We start from the raw sequence: 16867 nt of genomic DNA, 5'->3' as shown, positions 1-16867 counted from the left end.
GACGCGTCAAACGCGTCGCCCGTCGCTTTCCCCGGGATGCCGGATACCCCTGATCTCGGGATACTTGAGGGCATGAGTGAAACCGCCCCCGCACAGGGAGCCCCGGCATCGCGTCCGTCCATCTCGATCGTCGACCACATCGTCGTCGACGACGAGGGGCGTGCACTCACCGAACCGTTACGCGAGGACATCCGTCTGCTCGGCGGCATCCTCGGCGAGGTCGTCGCCGAGCATTCCGGCACCGAGGTCTTCGATCTCGTCGAATCTGCTCGGGTGGCAGCATTCGGCGTGCGTCGCAACGAGATCGATCGCAGCGAACTCGCGGACATGTTCGTCGATCTCGACGTGGCGACCGCGGTGCCCGTCATCCGCGCCTTCAGTCATTTCGCGCTGCTGGCCAACCTGGCCGAGGACATCCACCGCGAACGTCGCCGTGCCATCCATGTGCGGGCCGGTGACCCGCCGCAGAAGTCCAGCCTCGCCGCGACCTACCGTCAGCTCGCCGACGCCGGACTCGGCGACGAGGAGGTCGGCAAGGCGCTCGCCGACGCCAACGTCGTTCCGGTCATCACCGCCCACCCGACCGAGACGCGTCGTCGCACGGTGTTCGAGGCGCAGAACCGCATCACCGAGCTGATGCGCTTCCGGGGCCGCACCGAACTGACCCCCGACGAGGATGCGGAGGTCACCGAGGCGATCCGACGCCAGATCCTCACGCTGTGGCAGACCGCGCTCATCCGCCTCGAACGGCTCACCATCCAGGACGAGATCCGTTCCGGTCTGCGCTATTACGATGCCTCGTTCTTCGACGTGGTGCCGGCGATCAACACCTCGGTGCGTGCCGCACTGCGGTCGGCGTACCCGGAGGCGGGTCTCGCCGACGAGCCGATGATCCGCATGGGGTCCTGGATCGGCGGCGACCGGGACGGCAACCCGTTCGTGACCGCCGAGGTCGTCACCCTGGCCACCACGCTGGCCGCCGCGACCGCGGTCGGGCACCATCTCGCCGAACTCGAGAACCTCGCGCAGGAACTGAGCATGTCGGCGCGACTGATCACCGGCACCGAGCCGCTGCTGGAACTCGCCGGTGCCGATGCCGACGACCCGGGCGTCGACGAACCGTTTCGGCTCGCGTTGCGGCACATCCGATCCCGTCTCGCGGCGACGGCGCGGGGGATGTTCGATGACGATTTCCTCTCCTCGAGCGACCTCTTCCTCGTCGACGGCAAGCCACCCTATGACGACGCATCGGAACTGCTCGCCGACCTGGACGTCATCGACGCCGCGCTGCGGGTCAACAACGACGCCACCATCGCCGACGATCGCCTCCTGTCACTTCGGGAGTCGGTGCGTACGTTCGGTTTCCATCTGTCCGGTCTCGACATGCGGCAGAACTCCGACATGCACGAGGAGGTCGTCGCCGAACTCCTGGCCTGGGCGGGCGTCCACGCCGACTACGCCTCGCTGGGGGAGGACGAGCGGGTCGAGATCCTGTCCGCCGAGCTGCAGCGGCGCCGGCCCCTCACCAGTCCCGACGCGGAGCTGAGCGAGCTGGCGACCAAGGAACTCGGGATCGTGCGGGCGGCGGCGAAGGCGGTCGCGACGTTCGGTCCGGAAGCAGTGCCCAACTACATCATCAGCATGTGCACCTCGGTGAGTGACATGCTCGAGGCCCTGATCCTGCTGAAGGAGGCCGGTCTCTACGATCCCGGTGCCGCGGGGGAGAACACGCCGCGATCGACTGTGCGGGTCGTGCCGCTGTTCGAGACGATCGAGGATCTGCAGCAGGGCGCCACCACGCTGCTCGCCGTTCTCGACGTGCCGTTCTACCGGGCGCTCGTGGAGTCCCAGAACGGCATGCAGGAGATCATGCTCGGCTACTCCGACTCCAACAAGGACGGCGGCTACATGGCCGCCAACTGGGCGCTGTACCGCGCCGAACTCGACCTTGTGGAGGCGGCGACGAAGTCGGGAATCCGGTTGCGGCTCTTTCACGGTCGCGGTGGCACCGTCGGCCGCGGCGGCGGACCCAGCTACGACGCCATCCTCGCGCAACCGCCGGGCGCGGTGCAGGGATCGCTGCGCATCACCGAACAGGGCGAGATCATCGCCGCCAAGTACGCCGAACCGGTGACCGCGCGCCGCAACCTGGAGACGCTGCTGGCCGCGACCATCGAGTCGTCGCTGCTCGACGTCGAGGGTCTCGGCGACGAATCGGAGTCGGCCTACGAGATCATGGACGACATCGCCGCCAAGGCGCGCGCGGCGTACAGCCGCCTCGTGCACGAGACACCGGGATTCGTCGAGTACTTCACCACGTCGACCCCGCTGTCGGAGATCGGCGCTCTCAACATCGGCAGCCGCCCGGCGTCGCGCAAGCAGACCGAGAAGATCTCGGATCTCCGCGCGATCCCGTGGGTGCTGTCGTGGACGCAGTCACGAGTGATGTTGCCGGGCTGGTACGGCACCGGATCCGCGTTCGAGGAGTGGGTCGGCGACGATCCCAGCCGTCTCGAGGCATTGCAGCGCTACTACGAGAAGTGGCCGTTCTTCCGCACCGTCATGTCGAACATGGCGCAGGTGCTGGCGAAGTCCGACATGGGTCTCGCCGAACGCTACGCACAGCTGGTTCCCGACGAGGAACTACGCGACAAGGTGTTCGGCATGATCGTCGACGAACACGAGCGCACGATCGCCATGTGCGCCAAGATCACCGGCACCGACGACCTACTGCACGACAACGCGGCCCTGAAACGCTCTGTCTACAACCGCTTCCCGTACCTCGAGCCGCTCAACCTCCTCCAGGTGGAGCTGCTGCGCCGGTTCCGTGCGGGGGAGGACACCCCGCTGGTGCGTCGCGGTATCCAGCTGACGATGAACGGTCTCGCGACGGCGCTGCGCAACTCGGGCTAGACCGCAGTGCTGCGCTGCTGGTGCGCAGCATTGCCTTCGACGCCCGGGGAGATGTGCTCGTGCAGACGGATCGAGTGGTCGTAGAACTCGTCCGCCATCGGCAGGTATGAGATCGGGTCTTCCTCGGTGGCGTGTTCGAGACGTTCCGTCAGCGCGCGCTCCACGGCGCAGACCGTCGACCGGTCCACGTCGTCGGCTTCGGTGACGAGGTGCGGTCGCAGTGGCAGCATGCCGGTGTACCAGAGGGTTCCGTGCAGTATCGGCCACAGCACATCGTCGATGTGGCCGCTGATCCCACGGGGCCCGAGGCTCGCGCGCCGGTCACCGGCGGTGACGACCACGAGCGCCCGTTTCCCGGTGAGTCCGCCCCGGCCGTATTTGAGGAAGCGTCCGGTCTCGGGGTCGGGGACGTCGTGAGCGAAACCGCTCTCGAAGACCCGGTCGAACCAGCCCTTGAGGATGGCAGGCATTCCGTACCACCACAGAGGGAACTGCAGGATCACCAGATCGGCATCGGCGAGTTTCCGCTGCTCGGCGCGGACATCGGCCGATCTGTCGTCGGCGACGAGGAGCGGGTCCCATCTCATCCGGTAGAGGTCGGATTCGTCGACGCGCCAGCCTGCTTCGCGTAGCGCCGCGACACCGACGTTCCGCAGGTGGCTGCTCAGGGAGGACTGATCGGGGTGGGCGAGCACCCACAGTGCATTGCCGCGCATGTGGCGTGCAACACTGCGTAGCCCGGGATGATTCCTCAGCCGTAGTGGCAGACGTAGCTGACGGCGTCCGTGACCTCGATGTCGAACGAGGAGTCGCCGGGCACCGAGAACGAGGAGCCCGCGCCGTAGGAGGTCCAGTCATCGCTGCCTGCGAGACGAACTCGGCAGGATCCGGTGTGCAGTTCCATGATCTCGGGTGCGCCGGTGCCGAAGTTCAGGGCCGCGGGAAGGATGACGCCGGCTGACTTACGGGTGCCGTCAGCGAGATGGAACGTGTGGCTCACGCACTTGCCGTCGAAGTAGACGTTGGCGGCCGGGTCGAGGGTCACGTTCGCGTAGGTCGAGGTCTCGGTCACGAGCACTGAGCCTAGCGAGCCGGCCACCGGATGATCGCGGGAGGTCCGTGGTCAGGAGCGCCAGACCCGGTCGTAGAACCTCGGTCCGCGAGGCGTCCGGGTCCATGGCGAGCTCAGTTCACACGTGCGATGACATCGAGTCCGACGCCGTCGGCCGCCGCGAGGTGAACTCGGTGCCGGGCACTCCCGTCTCGTAGATCCACCGGTCCGTGCGGTGAGTCCCAGCCCCATGACTCGAGTACCCGTCGCGCGTCATCGACACTCGGCATGCCGTCGCGGGCCATCCCGGCGAGCACTTTCAGCCCGGAGTAGGTGGTTTCGGCCATCGTTCCCGGCGGTGGTGCGGCGCCGACTCCGATGGGACCGGTCCCATGGATCAGGTCGAAAGCGCGTGCGAATCCGGTGGTGAAATCCGTTGCCGACGCCGAGTCCAGACCGGCGAACCATCCCGCGGAGATGTACAGATCGCCGGTGGCCTCGGCGCCACTGGCGAGGACCACGGTTTCATCGGTGAACGGACTGAATCGGGTGATGCAGGCGTCGAGCTGATGCCGCGCGAACGCGCGGTTGAAGCGGACGGCGTCGGAGCCGACGAGAAGCGAGAGAACGCCGTCCGGTTCGGCTCGGGCCACGGCAGCACATGTCGCATCCCACTGTGAGTCGTCCTCGGTACCGAGCGGCAGATAGCATTCGGCAACAACGCCGACATCGCTGCCCTCCAACCCTTTCCGTGTTGCTGCCGCCGTGCCTCGCGGCCAGATGTAGTCGTTGCCGACGATGTACCAGCGCTGCAGAGCGCGCTCTCGCCGAAACCACTGCAAGGAGGCGAGGATCTGGTCGATCGGGACCTCACCGCTGCACACCACGCCATCACTGTTCTCGCCGCCCTCGTATGCGGCGGCGTACACGTAGGGAATCGAGCCACGCACCACACGGGCGATGGCCTGTCGGGTGTTCGACAGGTGCCATCCGGATATCGCGTCGATGGCGCCGTCGTGCAGGAGCAACGCCACGTCCCGTGCAACCTGCGCCGGTGGCCGCCCAGCGTCGAGATGAACGAATTCGACTGCACGTCCACCGATTCCGCCCGTCGCCTCGATCTCAGTTGCCGCCAGTTCGGCGGCGGCCAGACATTGCGGCCCGAAGATCCCGGCCGGGCCCGTTCGAGGGAGGACGAGTGCAACTCGGCAAGAAGCGTCGGTCCGAGTTCGTCGGTCACCGGCCCCGCGAACAAGCGGCGACGAGTTGGTATGTTGCAGATTGTGCACGCCGCCGGAGTCGGGCGCGGGCGACAACGCGAAAGGGGACCAGTCATGACCGAAGTCCTCGCCGCCCTCTCTCTCTTGCGTCAGGCTGCGTTCGTTTCCACCCGTCTCGACGCAGCGCTTCGCGAACACGGACTGACGGCTGACCGGTGGCGAGCCCTGGCCGCCGTCGAGGCCAACCCCGGGTCGTCGATGGCCGACCTCATCGATGCCCTGGTGATCCCGCCGACCTCGGCGACTCGTGCGATCGACTCCCTGGTCGAAAGTGGAGCCGTTTACCGGAGCCCGGCGCCCGATGACCGTCGTCGGGTGACTCTTCAGATCTCTGCTCAAGGTGCCCTGCTCCTACGGGAGGTCGAACCGATCATCTCCCGGGTGTACGAGGAGTCGGCTGTGTCGTCGGTTCGCGAGTCGCAAGGATGAAACCCGCTCTTTTGTCACTCTGACACCGCTCGACCCCGCACGAGGTTTCTGCCGTGTAACGCCTTTCGTGAATGGTACGAGGTCTGTTGCACCGGCGTTAACAGTTCCCGAATGCCGATATCCACCGCCGTTCTGGCATTGACACCGTAGTGGCGCTGAGTAGTCTCCTCATTACTCCCAAATGGGAGTAATGAGACCGATGGAGGGTTCAGTGACCGTCTACGACTACCGGTGCCCCGCCCACGGTGACTTCGAACAGCGGTTTCCGATGGGGGAGACTCCGGCTGCGGTGCGCTGTGGCACCTGCGGCGGGAAGGCGCCCCGCGTCTACGGGCCGCCGGCGGTGTTGTCACACGATCCGTTGGCAACGAAATTACTTGCCCTGCAGCAGTCTTCCGGGGAGAGTCCGTCTGTTGTCAACCGGTCGCGTACCGCGGCAGGCCGCCGCGCGCCCATGCAGGATCCGCGCTGGCGGCAGCTGCCACGGCCCTGACAGGTCGATCCTCGACTACCCAACTCTCCTAGGAGGAATCCACATGCCTGACGTCATCTTTCCCGTCGACCATGCCAAACCTTTTCGCGCACAGGAGCTCGTCGGCCACAACCGGTGGCACCCCGAGATCCCGCCGGTGGCGACCGTTCGATCGGGGCAGTCCTTCCGGGTCGAGTCCAAGGAGTGGTTCGACGGTACGATTCTCAACTCCGATGATGCAGATGACATCCGTGACTGTGACCTGTCGATGGTGCATCAGCTGTCCGGACCCTTCGGAGTGGACGGCGCCGAGCCGGGCGATCTGCTGATGGTCGACATCCTCGACGTGGGCCCGGTGCCGCAGCAGCAGGGCCCGGTTGCCGGACAGGGATGGGGGTACACCGGCATCTTCGCTCGCGAGAACGGCGGCGGGTTTCTCACCGACTTCTTCCCCCAGGCCTACAAGGCTGTCTGGGACTTCGCCGGACAGCAGGCGACGAGCCGCCATATCCCGGGCGTCGAATTCACCGGGCTGATCCATCCGGGACTCATGGGCACCGCACCGAGCAAGAGCCTGCTGGCGACCTGGAACTCGCGCGAACAGGCGCTGATCGACACCGACCCCGATTGCGTACCACCGCTCGCCCTGCCGCCGCTACCGCACAATGCGGTGCTCGGCGGTGTCGACCCCGCCGACCACGAGCGGATCGCCGGCGAGGCCGCCCGCACCGCGCCGCCTCGCGAAAACGGCGGAAATCAGGACATCAAGAACCTGTCGAAGGGCAGCCGGATCTTCTACCCGGTCTTCGTCGACGGTGCGAATCTCTCGCTCGGCGACCTCCACTTCTCGCAGGGCGACGGTGAGATCACCTTCTGTGGCGCGATCGAGATGGGCGGCTACATCGATCTCCGGGTCGAGGTGATCAAGGGGGGAATGGAGACCTACGGGGTCACCACGAATCCGGTCTTCATCCCGGGGATCGTCGAGCCGCGTTACTCGGAGTTCCTCACCTTCGTCGGATTCTCCGTGGACAAGCAGGGAAACCAGCACTATCTCGACTCGACGCTGGCGTACCAGAACGCCTGTCTCAACGCGATCGAGTATCTGTCCAAGTTCGGCTGGACGAAGGAACAGGTGTACCTCCTGCTCGGTGCCGCACCGGTGGAGGCCAGATTCTCCGGCGTCGTCGACGTGCCGAACTCCTGCGCCACCCTCTACGTCCCGACGGCGATCTTCGACATCGACGTTCGTCCTTCGGCACAGGGGCCGGTACACGTCGATCGCGGCCAATGTGCAGTCAGCAGTTGATCCCGTAATCATCCGATTCGTTTCACACCCAACCAACAGGAGACCGACCATGCCGGCACCAACGGACGCCGAGTATTTCGAACTGGGAGATTTCACCCTGCAATCCGGCGCCACCCTTCGTGGCGCCCGCCTCGCTTACAAGACCTACGGTGCGCTCAACGACGACAAGTCAAACGTCATCGTCTACCCGACGTGGTATTCGGGGTGGCACACCGACAACGAGTGGCTGATCGGAGACGACAAGGCCCTCAATCCCAACGACTGGTTCATCATCGTGCCGAACATGCTCGGCAACGGCCTGTCCTCGTCGCCGTCGAACACCCCGCCGCCGTATGATCGGGCTCGATTCCCGGCTGTGACGTTCTATGACCAGGTCGAGGCCCAGTACAGGCTGGTCACCGAGAAGTTCGGAATCTCACGGATCGCGTTGGTCACCGGCTGGTCGATGGGTGCCGGGCAGACCTACCAGTGGGCGGTCAGCCATCCCGAGATGGTGGAACGTGCGGCTCCGTTCTGCGGTTCGAGCATCACTTCTCCGCACAACAAGGTGTTTCTGGAGTCGCTCGAGTTCGCGCTCAAGGCCGACGCGGCCTACGCCGACGGTGATTACACGCCAGAAGCACTGCCGATCAAAGGACTCCGCGCCTTCGCGCGCGTGTACTCGGGATGGGGTTACTCGCAGGCCTTCTACTGGGAGGAGGAGTGGCGTGCCCTGGGATTCACTTCGTTCGACGATTTTCTCTACGGGTTCTGGGAGAACTTCTTTCGTGACGGCCGTGACCCGAACAACCTGATCGCGATGCTGAGGACCTGGCATGCGGGCGACGTGGGCAACACCCCAGGATTCGACGGGGACACCACAAAGGCGTTGCGCGCCATAGTATGTCCGCTGCTCGCGATGCCGGCGGAGAAGGATCTCTATTTCCCGCCGGAGGACGAGCATTGGGCGACGCAGTTCATCGCCAACGGCGAGGTGCGGGTCATCCCGGGGATCTGGGGGCACTTCGCGGGAGGTGGTGCCAACGACGTCGACACCGCGTTCATCGACGCCGGGATCCGCGACCTGCTATCCAAGCCCGGCGCCGTCGCGAGCGATTGAGAATCGGCCGGGGACGGGGAGAGGAACGAGATATGCCTCAACGCGTGGCATCAACTCTGGTGATCGGGCTGCTCGCTGCGGTGTCGGTCTTGTTCACGAACTACGTGCTCGACGTCCCGATCTGGGTTGTGTTCATCGCGTGGGCGTCCTACTTCGCCGCCGGGGGTGGGCCGTCCGGCGCACGGTCCACGCTCGTGATGGGTATGGCCGGGGTCGTCAGCGCCACGATCACCCTGCTGGTCGCGAACGCCATGGGCGGCGAAGCCTGGGTGGTTGCGTTGTGCTGCATAGGGGGAGCCGGTGTGCTCGCGGCGATCTCGGGGATCCCCTGGCTGTCCTTTACGCCTGCAGGCTTCCTCGGGTTCGCCTCGACCGCAGGCACCATAGCTGCGACCGGGTCAGCGGTGAACGATCCGGTCAGCTGGCAGCACCCGAGTGTGCTCGTTGCGGGTGCGTTCGTGGTCGGCGTCGCATTCGGGATGGCGTCGGAGTACCTTCCGGCTCTGCTCACCGGCTCCGCCGGCGCACCGGCGACGGCCTGAGGACCGCGTCGGTCAGAGGTTCTTGGCGGCGTCCTCGTCGAGGAACCAGATGGTCTCGTCGGTGCCGTGTGCACCCGCGCAGGGCCAGTCCGCCGGATCGGCGCCGTTGTGGGCGGCGGCGACGGCCTCGGCCTTGTCGGCGCCCGCGACGAGGAACCACACGTTGCGCGACCGGTTGACCACGGGCAGCGTCAGGGTGATCCGACGCGGCGGCGGCTTGGGCGAGTCCTCCACGGCGACAACGGATTTCTCGGTCTCCGCGGTGGCGGCGGTGTGCGGGAAGAGGGAGTTGATGTGACCTTCGCCGCCCATGCCCAACAGATGCAGGTCGAACTCGGGGGCGATGCCGTCGACCGAGCGACCGGCCAGGATCGCCGCGTAGTCGGCTGCGGCGGCGTCTATGTCGTCGCCGAACGGACCGTCGGACGGGGCCATCGGGAACACCCGCGACGGGTCCACCGGCACCTTGTCGAGCAGGGCCTCGCGGGCCTGGCCGGAGTTGCGTTCCGGGTCGTCGGCCGGCACGAAACGGTCATCGCCCCAGTAGAGATCGACTCGCGACCAGTCGATCGTGCCGCTGTCGGCGGCCAGCGCCGACAGGATGCCGATCCCGTTGCTGCCGCCGGTCAGGACGATGCTCGCGACTCCGCGTTCGGACTGTGCGCGGGTCACCAGGTCGACGAACCGGGCGGCCGCGGTGACGACCAGTTCCTGTTTGGAATCGAAGACCAGCGTCTCGATGGCCACGTCGTTCACTCCTCTCCGTCGGCTGTTTCTGAATCGCTCTGCTGCGCAGCGTGGTTGACCGCGGCCCGCATGTCGGCCCGGAGGAGCGCCTCCTGCTCCGGCGAGATCCGCTCCACGTCGGCGACGCCCGCCAACGCCGAGGCGTACACCTCGTCGATGTCGAGGCGACGCAATTCCTCGGCGATGCACACGGGCAGCGAGCGCGGCGTCATCGCGATCTTCCCGTCCGGCTTGCCGGGAGCGGTCAGGACCGCGTTGTTGGCCTCGTCGACGGCCAGCACGGTGTCGCCGTCGGTCCGGACCAGCCGGACCTCGAAGCTGCCGGTGAACCTGCGCGTCGGCACACCCAGCGCCGACCGTAGCCAACCGGCGAGCAGGTCGATGGCCGGGCTGCGATCGGGACCGGTCACATCGACCTCGAGGACCGGGGTGAACGGAGGGCGATCGAGTGCCGATGCCAGGATCGCCCGCCACGGGGTGAGCTGGGTCCAGGCGATGTCGGTGTCACCGGGGGAGTACCCGGCCAGACGCCGTTTGAGGACGGTGTTCAGGCCCGGGTCACGGTTGGCGTCCATGATCCGGCGGCGGCCCAGGGTCCCGAGCGGATCGGAGGCCGGCTTCGAGGGACCGATGCTCGGCCACCAGGTGACCACCGGGGTGTCGGGCAGCAGGAAGGGGATCACCACCGCGTGCGCATGGTCGGCCATGTCGCCCGCCAGCGACAGCACGATGACCTCCGACGCGCCGGCGTCGCCGCCGACGCGGATCTCGGCATCCATCCGCGAACGGGCATGGCGCACACCGCGGGAGACGACGATGACGCGGCTGGGATGCTCGCGACTTGCCGCGATCGCGGCCTCGATGGCGCCTTCGGTGGGTTCGTCGTGTTCGGCGCAGACGACCAGCGTCAGCACACGGCCGTTGTTGACCGAACCCTCGGTCTCGTGGAGGTTGACCAGTCGCTTGGCGACTTCCCGGCTCGTCGTGTCGGGCAGGTTGACGATCATGGACGCCTCCACTGTCGGCCATGGCGCGCGAGCATCTCATCGGCGGACGCCGGCCCCCACGTTCCCGCCTCATATGCGTCCGGCCGACCGTTCTGGGCCCAGTGTTCGAGCACCGGATCGAGGATCTGCCAAGACAATTCGACTTCCTCGTTGACGGGGAAGAGGGACGGTTCGCCGAGCAGCACGTCGAGGATCAGCCGTTCGTAGGCCTCCGGAGACGCCTCGGTGAACGCCGTGCCGTAGCTGAAGTCCATGTTCACATCGCGGACCTCCATGCTCGTCGCGGGAACCTTGGAGCCGAACCGGAGCGTCATGCCCTCATCGGGCTGGACGCGGATCACCAGCACGTTCTGGCTGAGTTCCTCGGTCATCGTCTGGTCGAAGGGCAGATGCGGTGCCCGTTTGAAGACCAGCGCGATCTCGGTGACGCGCCGACCGAGGCGCTTGCCGGTACGCAGGTAGAAGGGCACCCCCGCCCAGCGTCGGGAATCGACCTCGAGAGCGATCGCGGCGAAGGTCTCGGTGGTGGAGTCCTTCGCGAAACCCGATTCCTCTTTGAGGCCGCGGACCTTCTCGCTGCCCTGCCAGCCGGCGGTGTACTGGCCTCGAGCCGTGTTCTCCGACAGCGGCTCGATGTTGCGGGTGGCGGCGAGGACTTTCGCCTTCTCCGCCTGTAACTGCTTGGGTTCGAAGGAGATCGGCTCCTCCATCGCCACCAGCGCCATCAGCTGCAGCAGATGGTTCTGGATGACGTCGCGCGCCGCGCCGATGCCGTCGTAATAGCCGGCCCGGCCGCCGAGACCGATGTCCTCGGCCATGGTGATCTGGACATGGTCGACGTAGTGCGCACTCCACAGCGGATCGAACAGCTGGTTGGCGAAGCGCAGCGCCAGGATGTTCTGCACCGTCTCCTTGCCCAGGTAGTGGTCGATGCGGAACACCGACGACTCCGGGAAGACGCTGTTCACGATGGCGTTGAGCTCACGGGCCGACTCGAGGTCGTGACCGAAGGGCTTCTCGATGACGACCCGGCGCCAGCTGTCGCCGGTCGGTGACGCCAGCCCGCTGCGCTCGAGCTGTTCACACACAGTCGGGAAGGCACCGGGCGGGATCGACAGGTAGAAAGCGTGATTGCCGTCCGTACCGCGTTCGTTGTCGAGCGACTTGAGGGTGTCGCGCAACTTGTCGAAAGCGGCGTCGTCGTCGAAGTTGCCCTGCACGAAGCGGAAGCCCTCGGCGAGGCGCTCCCACACCTCCTCGCGGAAGCCCGTGCGGGCGTGTTCCCGCACGGCGTCGTGCACGACCGCCCCGAAGTCCTCGTCGGTCCAGTCGCGCCGGGCGAACCCGACGAGAGCGAACGACGGGGGGAGCAGGCCGCGGTTGGCGAGGTCGTAGACCGCAGGCATCAACTTCTTGCGTGCCAGGTCTCCGGTGACGCCGAAGATGACCAGACTGCACGGGCCCGCGATGCGGGGGAGCCGCTTGTCCTGTGGGTCACGGAGCGGATTGGTCCAGGAATCGGGTCCTACTGCGTCCTCGCCGACGGCCACGTGGGTTCAGCCCTTGTTCGCCGCGGACAACTGCTCGGCGGTCGCGTCGAGCAGATCGTTCCACGCGTCCTCGAACTTGCTGACGCCCTCCTCCTCGAGGACCTTGAAGACGTCGACCGTGTCCACGCCGAGCGCCGCGATCTTGTCGAAGATCTCCTGCGACTCCTGCGCGAGACCGATGATCGAGCCGGTGTTGACCCAACCGTGGTCGGCGAAGGCGTCCATCGTCTTGCCCGGCATGGTGTTGACCGTGTTGGGCGCGACGAGCTCGCTGACGTACAGGGTGTCGGGGTAGTCCGGGTTCTTCACACCGGTCGACGCCCAGAGAGCGCGCTGCGGGCGTGCGCCGTGGGCGAGCAGGTCGGGGAAACGCGACTCGACCTCGAACACCTGCTGGTAGGCCGAGTAGGCCAGGCGGGCGTTGGCCAGCGCGGCCTTGCCCTTGAGCTCCACCGCCTCCGGGGTGCCGATGGCGTCGAGGCGCTTGTCGATCTCGGTGTCGACACGCGACACGAAGAACGACGCCACCGAGTGGATGTTGGACAGGTCGTGACCGGCTTCCGCGGCGGCGTCGAGGCCGTCGAGGTAGGCGTCCATGACCTCCTTGTAGCGCTCCACCGAGAAGATCAGCGTCACGTTGACGCTGATGCCCTCGGCGATCACCTTGGTGATCGCGGGGAGCCCGGCCTTGGTGGCCGGGATCTTGATCAGCAGGTTGGGGCGGTCGACGATCTTCCACAGCTCGATCGCCTGGGCGACCGTGCCGTCGGTGTCGTGGGCCAGGCGGGGATCGACCTCGATCGACACCCGGCCGTCGACGCCGTCGGACTCCTCGTACACCGGTGCGAGGACGTCACAGGCGTTGCGGACGTCGTCGGTGGTCACCGTGCGGATGGTGCCGTCGACATCGGCGCCGCGCGCAGCGAGTTCGTTGACCTGCGCGTTGTAGGCAGTGCCCTTCGACAGTGCCGCCTGGAAGATCGACGGGTTGGTGGTCACGCCGACCACCGACTTGGTCGCGATCAGTTCGGCGAGGTCGCCGGAACTGATCAGGTCACGGGACAGGTCGTCCAGCCACACCGAGACACCGGCGGCGGACAGTTCGGCGAGCTTCTCGTTCTGGGTCACGATCTCTCTCCTTGGGTTGGTCAGCCGGCGACGACGCGTTCGGCGGCCGAGGTGACGGCCTCTGCGGTGATCCCGAACTTGGTGAAGAGCACCTTGTAGTCGGCCGATGCACCGAAGTGCTCGATGCTGACGATCTCGCCACCGGCACCGACGATGCGGTACCACGGCATCGCGATGCCGGCCTCGACGGCGACACGCGGAACCGACGGCGGCAGGACGTGGTCCTGGTACCCCTTGGGCTGCTCGTCGAACCACTCGACACACGGCAAGGACACGACGCGGGCCTTGATTCCCTTGTCGGCCAATGCCTTCTGTGCCTCGACGGCCAGGTACACCTCGGAACCGGTACCGATGAGCACGACCTGTGGGTCGCCCTCGGAATCGCTGAGGATGTAGCCGCCGTTGGCGACGCCCTGTGCCGAGGTGCCCTCGAGGATCGGAAGGTTCTGGCGGGTGAGAGCCAGGCCGACCGGGTGGTTGCGCCGGGTCAGCAGGTGCGCCCAGGCATAAGCGGTCTCGTTCGCGTCGGCGGGGCGCACGACGTCGAGGTTCGGGATCGCCCGCAGTGCGGCCAGGTGCTCGATCGGCTGATGGGTCGGGCCGTCCTCGCCGAGACCGATCGAGTCGTGGGTCCAGACGTAGATCGGGTCGATCTCCATCAGCGCGGCCAGCCGGACGGCCGGACGCATGTAGTCGGCGAACTGCAGGAAGGTACCGCCGTAGGCGCGGGTCGGTCCGTGCAGGGCGATGCCCGACAGGATCGAACCCATCGCGTGCTCGCGGACACCGAAGTGCAGGGTGCGGCCGTAGGGGTTGGCCGACCACTTCTTGGTGCTGATCGACGTCGGGCCGAACGAGGGCTCGCCGTCCATCGTGGTGTTGTTCGAGCCGGCGAGGTCGGCGGAACCGCCCCACAGTTCGGGCAGCACCGGCGCGAGGGCGCCGAGCACCTTGCCCGAGGCGCTGCGCGTGGCCACGTCCTTGTCGCCGACGTTCCAGCTCGGCAGGCTGTCGGTCCAGCCCTCGGGGAGCTCATGGGCGGTCAGGCGGTCGAACAGCGCCTTCTGCTCGGGGTTCTTCTCGGCCCACGCGTCGAAGGAGGCGGTCCACTCCTTGCGCTGCTCGGCACCGCGCTCGACGAGCTTGCGGGTGTGCGCGATGACCTCGTCGGTGACCTCGAAGTTCTTCTCGGGGTCGAAGCCGAGGACCTTCTTGGTGGCCGCGACCTCGTCCTCGCCGAGTGCGGCGCCGTGGGCCATGCCGGTGTTCATCATGTTCGGCGCCGGGTAGCCGATGATGGTGCGCAGGCAGATGATCGACGGACGGTCGACGACCTCCTGGGCGGCCTTGATGGCGGCCTCGATGGCCACGACGTCCTCGCCGCCCTCGACGGTCTGCACGTGCCAGCCGTAGGCCTCGTAGCGCTTGGCGACGTCCTCGGACAGGGCGATGTCGGTGTCGTCCTCGATCGAGATCTGGTTCTGGTCGTAGAACACGATCAGGTTGCCGAGCTGCTGGGTGCCGGCGAGCGAGCTGGCCTCGGAGGTCACGCCCTCCTCGATGTCACCGTCGGAGGCGACCACGTAGATGTAGTGGTCGAACGGGCTCTCGCCGACGCCGGCGTCCGGGTCGAACAGGCCGCGCTCGCGGCGGGCGGCCATCGCCATGCCGACCGACGAGGCGAGACCCTGTCCCAGCGGGCCGGTGGTGATCTCCACACCGCGGGTGTGGCGGAACTCCGGGTGGCCCGGGGTCAGCGAATCCCAGGTGCGCAGCGCCTCGATGTCGGACAGCTCGAGTCCGAAGCCGCCCAGGTAGAGCTGGATGTAGAGGGTCAGGCTCGAATGTCCGCAGGACAGCACGAAGCGGTCGCGGCCGGCCCAGTCGGTGTCGGTGGGGTCATGCCGCATCACACGCTGGAACAGCGTGTAGGCCAGCGGCGCGAGGCTCATCGCGGTACCGGGATGGCCGCTGCCGCACTTCTGCACCGCGTCGGCGGCCAGCAGGCGGGCCGTGTCGACTGCCCGGGTGTCGAGGTCGGTCCAGTCGTCCGGATGGCGGGGGGTGGTCAGTGCGCGGATCTCATCTGTGTCGGCCACGATGGTGATTGTCTCCTGTGCCTGCTCGGTTTTCGGCGCGTTCGAGTCCAGAGTAATCGGCTGCGACGGCGACCTGCGCGCCGACCGAAAGTTACCCGCCGGTTCGCCGATCGTCGCCGGTCACGGGCTCCGCCACGACGCGATTCACGGTTCGCAAAGGCAAACGTCTACCATGCTCTGTAGTAGCCCGCGGCGATCTGTGCGGGCGGACGAGGAGTGTTCGTGAGGATAGGGGAGCGTGTGAGCGGAGACCATCCCGCCGCATCCCACTCGACCGACACCGCATCACAGCAGGTTTCGACCGAGCCGGTCATGCCGGCGGATCTGACGTGGGCCGGACGTGTGCGCGCGACGGTGCTTGCGTATGTCGCGCTGACGAAGCCGCGGGTCATCGAGCTGCTGCTGGTTGCGACGATCCCGGTGATGCTGCAGGCCGATCGCGGTCACGTCGACATCGCCGTCATCGCCTTCACCCTGATCGGTGGATGGCTCGGTGCCGGCAGCGCGAACACCCTCAACATGGTGGTCGACGCCGACATCGACAAGAAGATGAAGCGCACCGAGCGCCGGCCCCTGGCCCGTCGGGCGGTCGCCACGCGCAGTGCGCTGATCTTCGGCCTGGTGCTCTGGGCAGCGTCGTTCGCGGTGCTGTACTTCGCCGCGAACCTGCTGTCGTCCCTGCTCGTCTCGGCGACGATCATCTTCTACGTCGGCGTCTACACGATGATCCTCAAGCGCCGCACCTGGCAGAACGTGGTGTGGGGCGGTGCCGCCGGTTGCATGCCGACGCTCGTCGGCTGGGCCGCCGTCACCGGCTCCATCAGCTGGCAGCCGATCGTGCTGTTCCTGGTCATCTTCTTCTGGACTCCGCCGCACACCTGGGCGCTCGCGATGCGCTACAAGGAGGATTACAAGGCGGCCGGCGTGCCGATGCTCCCGGTCATCGCGACCGAGGAACGCGTCACGCGTCAGATGTTGGTCTACACCTGGCTGACCGTCATCAGCTCGCTCGCCCTGATCCCGGCCACGAGCTGGATCTACACCGTGATCGCCCTCCTCGCCGGCGCCTGGTTCCTCGAGCGGGTCACCAAGCTCTACCGCGACACCAAGCGCGGTGCCGAGGTGAAACCCCTCAAGGTGTTCCTGCAGTCCAACGAGTACCTGGCGATCGTCTTCTGCGGTCTGGCGATCGACGCGGTCGTCGGCATGCAGACGATCTCCTCGTACTTCTGACCCCGGTA

Annotated in this window: 15 protein-coding genes; 7 read left to right on the top strand and 8 right to left on the bottom strand. The window is 66.7% G+C overall.

The window, feature by feature from the left end; genetic code table 11:
• The first annotated feature begins 72 nt into the window (after window positions 1–72).
• Window positions 73–2913, top strand: a complete 2841-nt coding sequence (gene ppc, locus LQD00_RS21505) for a phosphoenolpyruvate carboxylase (protein ID WP_232719331.1) — start codon at window positions 73–75, stop codon at window positions 2911–2913.
• Here ppc and LQD00_RS21500 read toward each other — a convergent pair.
• From LQD00_RS21500 to LQD00_RS21490, 3 genes are all read right to left on the bottom strand, one after another.
• A complete protein-coding gene (locus LQD00_RS21500; protein ID WP_232719330.1) occupies window positions 2910–3629 on the bottom strand; it encodes an NAD(P)H-dependent oxidoreductase in 720 nt (239 codons plus the stop codon). The two genes, ppc and LQD00_RS21500, sit on opposite strands and share 4 nt — an antisense overlap.
• A gap of 35 nt (window positions 3630–3664) precedes the next feature.
• Entirely contained in the window at window positions 3665–3991 is a 327-nt protein-coding gene (ppnP, locus tag LQD00_RS21495) for a pyrimidine/purine nucleoside phosphorylase (protein ID WP_232719329.1), read from the bottom strand.
• Between the two features lie 107 nt (window positions 3992–4098).
• Window positions 4099–5253 (bottom strand): substrate-binding domain-containing protein, encoded by a 1155-nt coding sequence (locus LQD00_RS21490; RefSeq protein WP_308196042.1) that lies wholly within the window; start codon window positions 5251–5253, stop codon window positions 4099–4101.
• Between the two features lie 45 nt (window positions 5254–5298).
• Here LQD00_RS21490 and LQD00_RS21485 point away from each other — a divergent pair, with 45 nt between their 5' ends.
• The 5 genes from LQD00_RS21485 to LQD00_RS21470 all read left to right on the top strand — a co-directional run bounded on the left by LQD00_RS21485 (window position 5299) and on the right by LQD00_RS21470 (window position 9095).
• Window positions 5299–5673 carry a MarR family winged helix-turn-helix transcriptional regulator gene (locus tag LQD00_RS21485; protein WP_232719328.1) on the top strand — a complete coding sequence of 125 codons (375 nt, stop codon included), beginning with the start codon at window positions 5299–5301 and terminating at the stop codon, window positions 5671–5673.
• Window positions 5674–5854: 181 nt separating this feature from the next.
• Window positions 5855–6166, top strand: a complete 312-nt coding sequence (locus LQD00_RS22910) for a zinc ribbon domain-containing protein (RefSeq protein WP_406567082.1) — start codon at window positions 5855–5857, stop codon at window positions 6164–6166.
• Window positions 6167–6209: 43 nt separating this feature from the next.
• Entirely contained in the window at window positions 6210–7454 is a 1245-nt protein-coding gene (gene fmdA / locus LQD00_RS21480; protein ID WP_232719327.1) for a formamidase, read from the top strand.
• A 49-nt stretch (window positions 7455–7503) separates the two neighbouring features.
• Window positions 7504–8553: an alpha/beta fold hydrolase gene (locus LQD00_RS21475; RefSeq protein ID WP_232719326.1), complete on the top strand. Its 1050-nt coding sequence runs from the start codon at window positions 7504–7506 to the stop codon at window positions 8551–8553.
• A 44-nt stretch (window positions 8554–8597) separates the two neighbouring features.
• Window positions 8598–9095, top strand: coding sequence for a DUF1097 domain-containing protein (locus tag LQD00_RS21470; protein WP_232719325.1), 498 nt, complete (start codon window positions 8598–8600; stop codon window positions 9093–9095).
• Between the two features lie 12 nt (window positions 9096–9107).
• Here the strand turns inward: LQD00_RS21470 and pgl are convergent, their stop codons facing one another.
• Genes pgl through tkt form a run of 5 tightly spaced genes read right to left on the bottom strand, consistent with a single transcriptional unit; the run spans window position 9108 to window position 15626 of the window.
• A complete protein-coding gene (gene pgl, locus LQD00_RS21465) occupies window positions 9108–9842 on the bottom strand; it encodes a 6-phosphogluconolactonase (protein ID WP_232719324.1) in 735 nt (244 codons plus the stop codon).
• A gap of 5 nt (window positions 9843–9847) precedes the next feature.
• The gene (locus tag LQD00_RS21460; protein WP_232719323.1) at window positions 9848–10849 is read right to left on the bottom strand and encodes a glucose-6-phosphate dehydrogenase assembly protein OpcA; all 1002 of its coding nucleotides are present in this window, start codon (window positions 10847–10849) and stop codon (window positions 9848–9850) included.
• A complete protein-coding gene (gene zwf / locus LQD00_RS21455) occupies window positions 10846–12399 on the bottom strand; it encodes a glucose-6-phosphate dehydrogenase (protein WP_232719322.1) in 1554 nt (517 codons plus the stop codon). Before zwf ends, LQD00_RS21460 begins: the two co-directional genes overlap by 4 nt.
• 6 nt (window positions 12400–12405) lie before the next feature.
• Window positions 12406–13527 carry a transaldolase gene (gene tal / locus LQD00_RS21450; protein ID WP_006866293.1) on the bottom strand — a complete coding sequence of 374 codons (1122 nt, stop codon included), beginning with the start codon at window positions 13525–13527 and terminating at the stop codon, window positions 12406–12408.
• Between the two features lie 20 nt (window positions 13528–13547).
• Window positions 13548–15626 (bottom strand): transketolase, encoded by a 2079-nt coding sequence (gene tkt, locus LQD00_RS21445; protein ID WP_232719321.1) that lies wholly within the window; start codon window positions 15624–15626, stop codon window positions 13548–13550.
• 240 nt (window positions 15627–15866) lie between these two features.
• Between tkt and LQD00_RS21440 the strand changes: the two genes are divergently transcribed.
• Window positions 15867–16859 (top strand): heme o synthase, encoded by a 993-nt coding sequence (locus LQD00_RS21440; RefSeq protein ID WP_006866291.1) that lies wholly within the window; start codon window positions 15867–15869, stop codon window positions 16857–16859.
• The last annotated feature ends 8 nt before the right edge of the window (window positions 16860–16867 follow it).

The organism is Gordonia metallireducens (assembly GCF_021245825.1).
In the GTDB taxonomy this organism is placed as follows: Bacteria; Actinomycetota; Actinomycetes; order Mycobacteriales; family Mycobacteriaceae; genus Gordonia; species Gordonia namibiensis.
Note: the sequence above shows the minus strand (reverse complement) of the source record. Positions and strands in the feature narration are given on the sequence as shown.

What these genes read in the sequence shown, in the direction of transcription:
- fmdA (WP_232719327.1), top strand. Translation starts at nt 6,210, where the DNA reads ATGCCTGACGTCATCTTTCCCGTCGACCATGCCAAACCTTTTCGCGCA.
- LQD00_RS21485 (WP_232719328.1), top strand. Translation starts at nt 5,299, where the DNA reads ATGACCGAAGTCCTCGCCGCCCTCTCTCTCTTGCGTCAGGCTGCGTTC.
- LQD00_RS21500 (WP_232719330.1), bottom strand. Translation starts at nt 3,629, where the DNA reads ATGCGCGGCAATGCACTGTGGGTGCTCGCCCACCCCGATCAGTCCTCC.
- LQD00_RS21460 (WP_232719323.1), bottom strand. Translation starts at nt 10,849, where the DNA reads ATGATCGTCAACCTGCCCGACACGACGAGCCGGGAAGTCGCCAAGCGA.
- LQD00_RS21475 (WP_232719326.1), top strand. Translation starts at nt 7,504, where the DNA reads ATGCCGGCACCAACGGACGCCGAGTATTTCGAACTGGGAGATTTCACC.
- LQD00_RS22910 (WP_406567082.1), top strand. Translation starts at nt 5,855, where the DNA reads ATGGGAGTAATGAGACCGATGGAGGGTTCAGTGACCGTCTACGACTAC.
- ppc (WP_232719331.1), top strand. Translation starts at nt 73, where the DNA reads ATGAGTGAAACCGCCCCCGCACAGGGAGCCCCGGCATCGCGTCCGTCC.